The organism is Salinivibrio socompensis S35 (genome assembly GCF_000513715.1).
Lineage (GTDB): Bacteria > Pseudomonadota > Gammaproteobacteria > Enterobacterales > Vibrionaceae > Salinivibrio > Salinivibrio socompensis.
Genome location: NZ_AQOD01000099.1, coordinates 21,183 through 28,869 on the forward strand (window position 1 = coordinate 21,183; position 7,687 = coordinate 28,869).

Below are 7,687 nucleotides of genomic sequence, written 5' to 3' on the forward strand. Positions count from 1 at the left end.
ACACTTCTGTACAATGCGCGTTCAGTCATATTTATCTTTACACCCTCCTCACTTGGCCGTGAGTCAGTTGCTTTTTTTGCATGACTACGCGCCTTGGTTGAGCTCAGTTGCTAGGAAACTCTTTTGATTTCAATCGCCAATATCACCATGCAGTTTGGTGCCGAGCCGCTATTCGAAAACATCTCTGCCAAATTTGGTAACGGAAACCGCTACGGTTTAATCGGTGCCAATGGCTGTGGTAAATCCACGTTGATGAAAATCATGAGTGGCGCGCTCACTCCGACCGCAGGCAATGTGTCTATTACCCCTGGACAAACCTTGGGCGAGCTTAGCCAAGACCAGTTTGCCTATGAGCAATATTCGGTGATTGATGCCGTGATGATGGGCGATCGCCAACTGTGGGAAATCAAACAAGAACGCGAGCGCATTTACTCTCTACCAGAAATGAGCGAAGAAGATGGCATGGCCGTGGCGGAGCTGGAGAGCCAGTTCGCCGAAATGGACGGTTACACCGCCGAAAGCCGTGCCGGCGATATTCTGCTGCAAGCCGGTATTGAAGAAGCACTGCATTTTGGCCTGATGTCGCAAGTCGCGCCAGGCTGGAAATTACGCGTGCTGCTTGCTCAAGCGCTGTTTGCCAATCCTGATATTTTGCTGTTGGACGAACCAACCAACAACTTTGATATTCACACCATCAACTGGTTGGCCGGCGAGCTACAACAGCGCCAGTGCACCATGATCATTATTTCGCACGATCGTCACTTCTTGAACGCCACGTGTACACACATGGCCGATATCGACTTTGGCGAGCTGCGTGTTTACCCGGGTAACTATGATGATTTTGTCGCGGCGTCCAGCTTGGCACGCGAGCAATTGCTGTCGAGCAACGCCAAAAAAGAAGCCGAGCTCAGTGAGCTGCAAGACTTTGTGAACCGCTTTGGTGCTAACGCCTCGAAAGCTAAACAGGCGAGCTCACGCGCTAAGCGTATGGAAAAAATTCAGCTTGATGAAGTAAAAGCGTCAAGCCGTGTGCACCCGTATATCCAATTTACCGAAAGCAAAAAACTCCATCGCCAAGCGGTAGAATTGCGCGAAGTTGGCCATGCGTTTGACGAGGCACCTTTATTTAAAAACGGTCACTTTTTGCTTGAAGCCGGTTCACGCCTGGCGATCATTGGTGAAAACGGCGTCGGTAAAACGACCCTACTACGTTGTTTAGTGGCGAGCTTACGCAAAGCCAAGGCACGATCAAGTGGTCAGAAAACGCATCCATTGGTTACTGTGCACAAGACAACAGTGCCGAGTTTGATAACGATCTCACCGTGTTTGAATGGATGTCGCAGTGGCGCACCGCCAAGCACGATGATTTGATTGTTCGCGGCATTTTAGGCCGATTGTTGTTCTCAGCGGATGATGTGAACAAAAAAGCCAAAAGCTGCTCAGGCGGCGAGAAAAATCGCCTGATGTTCGGCAAGTTGATGATGCAAGATATCAATGTGATTGTAATGGACGAACCGACCAACCACATGGATATGGAAGCGATCGAATCACTCAATAAAGGCCTAGAGCAATTCCCTGGCACCTTGATTTTTGTCAGCCACGACCGTGAATTTGTTTCATCACTGGCCACGGACATTATTGAGATCAAAGACCAGCAATTGATCCACTTTAATGGCAGTTACGATGAATACCTCGCGCATTTAGACAAAGTGCGCGCGGTGGCTTGATCGCGCCGACTTTCGATCACCACTAACCATCATCCTCGCCCCAGCCACATTCGATGTCGCTGGGGCGATGTCGTTTATTGGTCAGTCACCAGCAACACACTGCCCTCAAGCTGTGTCGGCCCGTAAGCAAAGATCTCCGCGTTACGCACGTCGAACATCAAAATGGTGTTATCCGCTTGCACATGGCTGTTGCTCCATACATAGGCGCGCACATCACCGCTGCCATACCCTTCCTCTGAAGTAGAATACGGGAAGCCGGCGGCAAATGCCTTTGGGTTGAGCGCGGGTTTCATACACGCATGCTCGGCCAATGACACTAACTCTTTGATATTGGGCATACGCCATTGCGTGTGACCCGCAAATTGATGCAGTGGGTGCGCTTGGCTTTGATTGATTGCTTGCACTTCATTAAGTGCGGCTTGCCAATACATTCCTGTGCCCTCGCCACGACACGCCTGTTGTTCGACTTGCCAGGTTTTACCCAGTGGGCAACGCATCCAAGTTAATCCGGTAAAGGTGTCTGTTACCGTGCCATTATCCTCAAAGCTATAACGGACATTCGGTGCTGTTTTGGTTAAATCAATCGAACATTCTTGGCCTGCCCATGCAGTTGCAGATGCGAAGATACTGGCGGCAATGATCAGCTTGTTCATTATTTTTCTCCTTGGGCGACAAGACGAATAGGCAGTTGCCATGAGGTGTAGTCAGAATCGACCTGATCGCTATAGATCTCGAGCGATACCGTGGTACCACGATCACTGCCTCGTGTTTGCGGCAGCTGGATATAGCGCGCGCCTGGCGTCGCAAATCCGGTGTACTCCGTTAGGAATGAGGTTGAAGACCAAAGCAAGCCAGCATCGTATTCACTGGCAGAGGATTGATAAGGGAAATACTCCGTATCGAGCCCATAAACACGCCCATCGCTGTCGGTTTGTGTCTCGCCGAAATCAATCAGACTATACAGTTCAATAAAGGTGGGTAAGCGCCATTGATCAATGCCACAGATCTGTTGCTGATTCAGGTATGCTTGGTATTGGGCAGTGGTGCAAATACCCTCAGCGTCTTTGCAGCCTGTCGCCTCAATATCTTTGCTAAACGGTTCAAACTGCCCAGGCACTTGAAAGGCAAAAAGGCGATCTACATATCGCGGCGATTGTGGATCAGTTTGTTTGGCCTCCCACACTAGGCCACTACGGTTGTCTTGCACACAATCCCATGTGGTGGCGCTGTCCGGCAATGGCTGGCCGTTGCCATCCAGTTTGGTGAAGCTAAACCCACCTTCCGTTGCGTCAAAGCCGTAGGCGGCATCTTGACCAGGGTAGTCGACGGGCGCCGTGGCGACATCCCCGCTGTCGGAATAATAGTTAACAATGCCGGTATCGTTCACGGGGCGCATTTGAGTCCGTTCATCCAACTCAACCAAAATAGCGTTAAGCTCCGCATCGCTCGGCGCACCTTTGAGCAAAACATCCGCGTAACGCGCCAGTTCGCCACTTAGCAGCGCCAGCATGCTATTGGCCCGCGTGGGTGTCATGCCCGATATCAGCGATAGAATATTGTTTTCGAGCTGTACAAAACGGTTATCCGTCCCGCCGGCAAGTAAGTTCTCTTGCGTGGCGACGCCCATTTCCTCGAGTTGTTCACGCAAATTCGCGACCGCATCTTGATAGGCATCCCCTGCCGCCATATTGCTGGCGACCAGTGTACTGATCACATTGATGTTATTGCCGGTGGCCTTGCGCACGCCGGGCGCGACAAGGAACGCATTCGCTTGGCTAGGTGCCTCAGCCTGTGGACCCATACGTTGTGACGATAACGTCGTCACTCCGGTGTCGATTTGCGCAACAATCGGTGAGGATAAAATGGATTTGTCGGTACTGGTTAGGGTAAATGCGCCCTGCTCCGCTTGCGTTGTCGGTTCATTGGCGCTGCAGACAAAGTCACCATTTAAATCAGCACAGACGGTTTCATTACCGGTGGCATTAGTGGCACTAATGGTGCCTGAAACGCTATAAGTCGGCGCGATCGAATCGCTTGCGCCTGTATCTGAGCCAGAGCCATTACAGCCGGCAAGTAGCAGTGCACTGGCTAGAAGAGAATAGTTAAATTTCATCATATCTTTCTTTGTTGGTGAGAGAGTGTTGTGATTATTCATTTAATTACTGTTTCTCGCTGTCGCCGAATATTGTCACTGTCGTGCTCGCCAGCCGCCCCATATCAAGCCCACAAGCAGTAATGGCCATGACAATGCACCGCCTCCAGAGCTAGCGATATCGAGCGCATTGTTGGGGCCAAGGTCATCAGTCTTTTGACAGTCGAACCCAGTAACACGCCCCATTTGCCATGCCACCAGCTCGCCGCTATTGCCTTGGGCATAGTCCGTCACTTCGAGGCGCCAATTCCCAGCAAGTGATTCGCCATCAAAGGCTTGCAAAAGATCGTCGTGTTGGCTGGTCCAATAGCGCACCAAATCGTCGCCCTGATGAGCGGTGTTTGCATGTAACGTGATCCGTGTGCCTGCAGGTGAGACGAGAACAACGCGTAAATCTGATGTGCTGGCGTGGTTGATATGGAGGTACACGCCAAGATCGGAGCGAATGGCATTCGCGTCATCATTGATAATGAAATTAAAACTTTTGAAGCCATTGTTTTGAGCACCATTACTGGCCACCGACGCATCCGGCAAGGTCGCATTGAGGGTTTGGCGCGCTTGTGTCAGCTGGGGTAAGCCTTTAATCACCGTCAAACTGTCTTGCCATTGATGGGTTTGCAGCGTGTCATCAATTGATAGTCAATTTGCGCATCAAGGGTCAGCGGCTGACCACATTGCGCCGCAAGCGGTAGAGGAATAGAAAACGACTGAGCCTGATGGAGCGTTTGACTAATGGACGTGGGCGCTCCGCCTTCAACCCGAATGTCACCGCGAACTGACGCTGTGCGCCCTTGAGGCGTTAAACGTGTGTTGATAGCCGCGGTATCGGCGACATAACGCTGGCTAGCATGAAAGCGAAACGGTGCCTTGAGCAAACCGTGTTTTTCAAAGTTCGCTTTCAACAAGGCCGCATAATCGCGTGATGGATAATATGTTTTAGCAACGTAGAGCATGCTTTCTGCCAGATCGTGCATTTTCATGCCACGGCCTAAACCAAACATCGACTCCAGCACTAAGGTATCCATCTCTTTAAAGGCCGGATCACCATACAGCGCGACGGCTTGCTTTAGGGTTTGGAACAAAGGCGTGGACCAAAGCTCATCCCCCAGTTCGCCCCCGACATTTTCATGCGCACGGTATTCACTGTGCTCAAAATAGCGCGCTTTCTGGTTCCATAAACTGCGTGTGCCTTGCTTAAAGCCGAAATAACCATCCCAGTTAAAGACGGTATCAATCTCGAAGTCGTCACCTTGCTGATACAGGGTTCGATAGCTGGCAGAGCCCGCCCAATAGTCGGCAAAGCCTTCACCCAAGGCGCCGGTATGGCCATACGCCCAATCAGGTAAAATATGGTAGTGAATGCCGTGAGCCAGTTCATGGACCACCACATCAGCATCGAGTGTATCGGGCGAACCAGACGTGCCAAACATCACCGCATTGGGACCAACGTAGTAAGACGAGTTATTCGTGCTTAAGGCATGGGCATCAAACCGAACCGGACTGTTAAACAACGAGTAACCTAACGAGGACACATATTGCAGTGACTTATCCAAATGATAAAACGCCATCATTTGTGCAAAGTTTTGACTGTCAAAAGGCAACGCTGTGAGCGAAGCATGGCTCGAAAACTGTGTAACACCGTCAGGATTTAAAAACGAGACACTGTCACTTTTCTGCCATTGTCCAGATTCAGGATCTTTGTCTTCAAAGGCGGTTGCATCAACCGCTTGGACTCTTGAGTTACTCAGGTAGAGCGTGCCATCAACATCCAGCAAAGACACATCACGCAGGACAAAACGTGGCGCATGGGGGTAATCCGCCAGCGACGTCCATAGCGTCTCGGGGGCAGGCTGTTTATCCATGGTGCGCAGATCAGGGTCAACCACATTCACGGTGCGAGTCACCAACTCACCCTCCGATAGTGCTGGCGGCGCATCAGCCACGAGGCGACGCGGGATCTCAATGGCCGCCTCTTTCACAGCCTCCCCATGTCGGAGCATGGTGTCGGTGACGCTTTTATACACCCGTGTCACCAAACCGTGTTTGTCGGTATGCAGCACTAACGTACGCTGCGGTTGATACTCGCCACCGCGATGAATATCAAAGTTATACTGACGGCCCAGCAAACTGTTGGTTTGGTAGCGTAACGATAAATCCCCCACGACCGGATATTGCTCGCGCAAATACTGCTGTGCTTGCGCTGCATCGTTTGCTTGATAATTGCCGGCAGGGTAATCCCACTCCCCTGCCATGGCGTGAGCACTGGCAAGCGCCAACGCCACGAGACTGATCGCTGATTTCATGGTTCTTCCTTAAAACGCGTAACGTGCATTGAGGGTGAAGTAACGACCAGGCTCGGTCGAAAAGCGGGTTTGTGACTCGGAAATACCGGCAACGTCTTGATAACGAATGTATTCGCGATCCAACACGTTATAGACATTGAGATTGATAGAAGCTTGCGACGAGAACTGATAGCCCAAGCCAAGGTCAACGCTCGCCCAGCCAGACGTCTGAGCACACTCACTGCGGGTGCCTAACTCGGTGTAACACATGGGCGTGCGAGTCATCTGATCTGCCCAGTTTAAACGGGTATAACCGTTAAACGATTGGTTATCGAAGTGAAGTGAGACACTACCCTCTAGCGGGGCTAAGTTGCGGACATACTCGTCATCGTCGTCTTTGCCGGAGATCCAGCCAATCTGACTTTTCGCTTGCCATTGATCGGTAAATGCATAGGCCGCAGACGCCTCGACGCCATACGTTTTTACACCATTAAGGTTTCATAGCGCTTCTCAAACAAACCAGTTTCTGCGTTGAAGCCCTTATCGGCAATATCAATAAACTGGCTAAACCGGTTGTAATACGCCGCGGTATACAAGCGCAGCTTGCCGTCATCATATTTGGCCCCGAGCTCAAAACTATCGCTGGTTTCCGCGTCAAGAGATGGATTGGGCAGCACCACAAATGCCATCCCCGGCATAGAGGCGTGGTTAGAGTAGCCGTAGCTTTTGTCGTATTCAGGCGCTCGATAACCATGCTTATAGCTGAGGTAGGTATTGAACGCGGGCGTCCAGTGATAAGCTACCGAAGCACTGGGCGACAACGCTGCACTGTTATTGTCCGCCACACTCGCCATGCCAATAGCTTGGGGATCGTCTGCGCTTAATCGGTACGCATCAGCACGTAGACCTAGCATCACACGCCACTGCCCGATACTCATTGCATCTTGCGCATAGACACCTAGCGAATAACTCCGAGCAGGCGCAAAAGGTTGCGTATCCCCCACTGTTACGCCGTTCCAATCGAGAGTCGTTTTCGTCACAGGACGTTCATGGTAAGCCGTTTCTAACACACCGCCGTAAACCAGAGTATGTACCACGTCGCCGCTGATTTGCTCAGCGTTGGCATCCACCGACCAACCGATTGACTGGTCTTGAAAACGGCGATCGTCCAGCACCCGACGTTGCTCATTGATCCCCCTATTCCAACGGGTCATCAAACGGTTCGTGTTCTGGGTAAAATCAGTATTTCGGTAATAGAGCTTGGTATTTAGGGTTTCTAACCAAGGCTGCTGGGCGTGATATTCACTGCCAAGCCAAAATTGCGTGGTTTCGATTTTTTCGGCTTGGTCAAAGGTTTTGATATCCCACTTACCGTCAGGTTGAATCGATGCTGTGCCCTGAGGAATCCCCTGATGATTTAGATAAAAATCATCAATTTAAGGTAGATGCACACCTTGTCATATGATCAAATGGTTTCACCAAAAATCAATAATCAGACAACAAGATGTGCGAACTCAATATCTTAC

5 protein-coding genes and 2 pseudogenes are annotated in these 7,687 nt (G+C 50.9%); 1 reads left to right on the top strand and 6 read right to left on the bottom strand.

Translation table 11 applies throughout. The annotated features are described in order from the left end of the window. Window positions 1-123: 123 nt before the first annotated feature. A pseudogene (locus DZ54_RS21165) lies at window positions 124-1,727 on the top strand (ABC-F family ATPase). A gap of 74 nt (window positions 1,728-1,801) precedes the next feature. Here DZ54_RS21165 and DZ54_RS0111300 read toward each other — a convergent pair. The 6 genes and pseudogenes from DZ54_RS0111300 to DZ54_RS26135 all read right to left on the bottom strand — a co-directional run bounded on the left by DZ54_RS0111300 (window position 1,802) and on the right by DZ54_RS26135 (window position 7,597). Next, window positions 1,802-2,380: an Lcl C-terminal domain-containing protein gene (locus DZ54_RS0111300; RefSeq protein WP_025674168.1), complete on the bottom strand. Its 579-nt coding sequence runs from the start codon at window positions 2,378-2,380 to the stop codon at window positions 1,802-1,804. Continuing rightward, complete coding sequence (locus DZ54_RS0111305) at window positions 2,380-3,843, bottom strand: Lcl C-terminal domain-containing protein (RefSeq protein ID WP_051416010.1); 1,464 nt, start codon at window positions 3,841-3,843, stop codon at window positions 2,380-2,382. Before DZ54_RS0111305 ends, DZ54_RS0111300 begins: the two co-directional genes overlap by 1 nt. Before the next feature lie 72 nt (window positions 3,844-3,915). Then, complete coding sequence (locus DZ54_RS26130; RefSeq protein WP_240473982.1) at window positions 3,916-4,467, bottom strand: proprotein convertase P-domain-containing protein; 552 nt, start codon at window positions 4,465-4,467, stop codon at window positions 3,916-3,918. A gap of 2 nt (window positions 4,468-4,469) precedes the next feature. Continuing rightward, window positions 4,470-6,182: a gluzincin family metallopeptidase gene (locus DZ54_RS21170; RefSeq protein ID WP_240473981.1), complete on the bottom strand. Its 1,713-nt coding sequence runs from the start codon at window positions 6,180-6,182 to the stop codon at window positions 4,470-4,472. A 9-nt stretch (window positions 6,183-6,191) separates the two neighbouring features. Then, window positions 6,192-6,596, bottom strand: a pseudogene (locus DZ54_RS26810) (TonB-dependent receptor domain-containing protein); the annotation flags it as partial. Window positions 6,597-6,643: 47 nt separating this feature from the next. After that, window positions 6,644-7,597 (bottom strand): TonB-dependent receptor domain-containing protein, encoded by a 954-nt coding sequence (locus DZ54_RS26135; protein WP_205619394.1) that lies wholly within the window; start codon window positions 7,595-7,597, stop codon window positions 6,644-6,646. Window positions 7,598-7,687: the final 90 nt, after the last annotated feature.

Excerpts from the sequence above, each read along its gene's own strand:
- DZ54_RS0111300 (WP_025674168.1), bottom strand. The coding sequence starts at position 2,380 with ATGAACAAGCTGATCATTGCCGCCAGTATCTTCGCATCTGCAACTGCA.
- DZ54_RS0111305 (WP_051416010.1), bottom strand. The coding sequence starts at position 3,843 with ATGATGAAATTTAACTATTCTCTTCTAGCCAGTGCACTGCTACTTGCC.
- DZ54_RS21170 (WP_240473981.1), bottom strand. The coding sequence starts at position 6,182 with ATGAAATCAGCGATCAGTCTCGTGGCGTTGGCGCTTGCCAGTGCTCAC.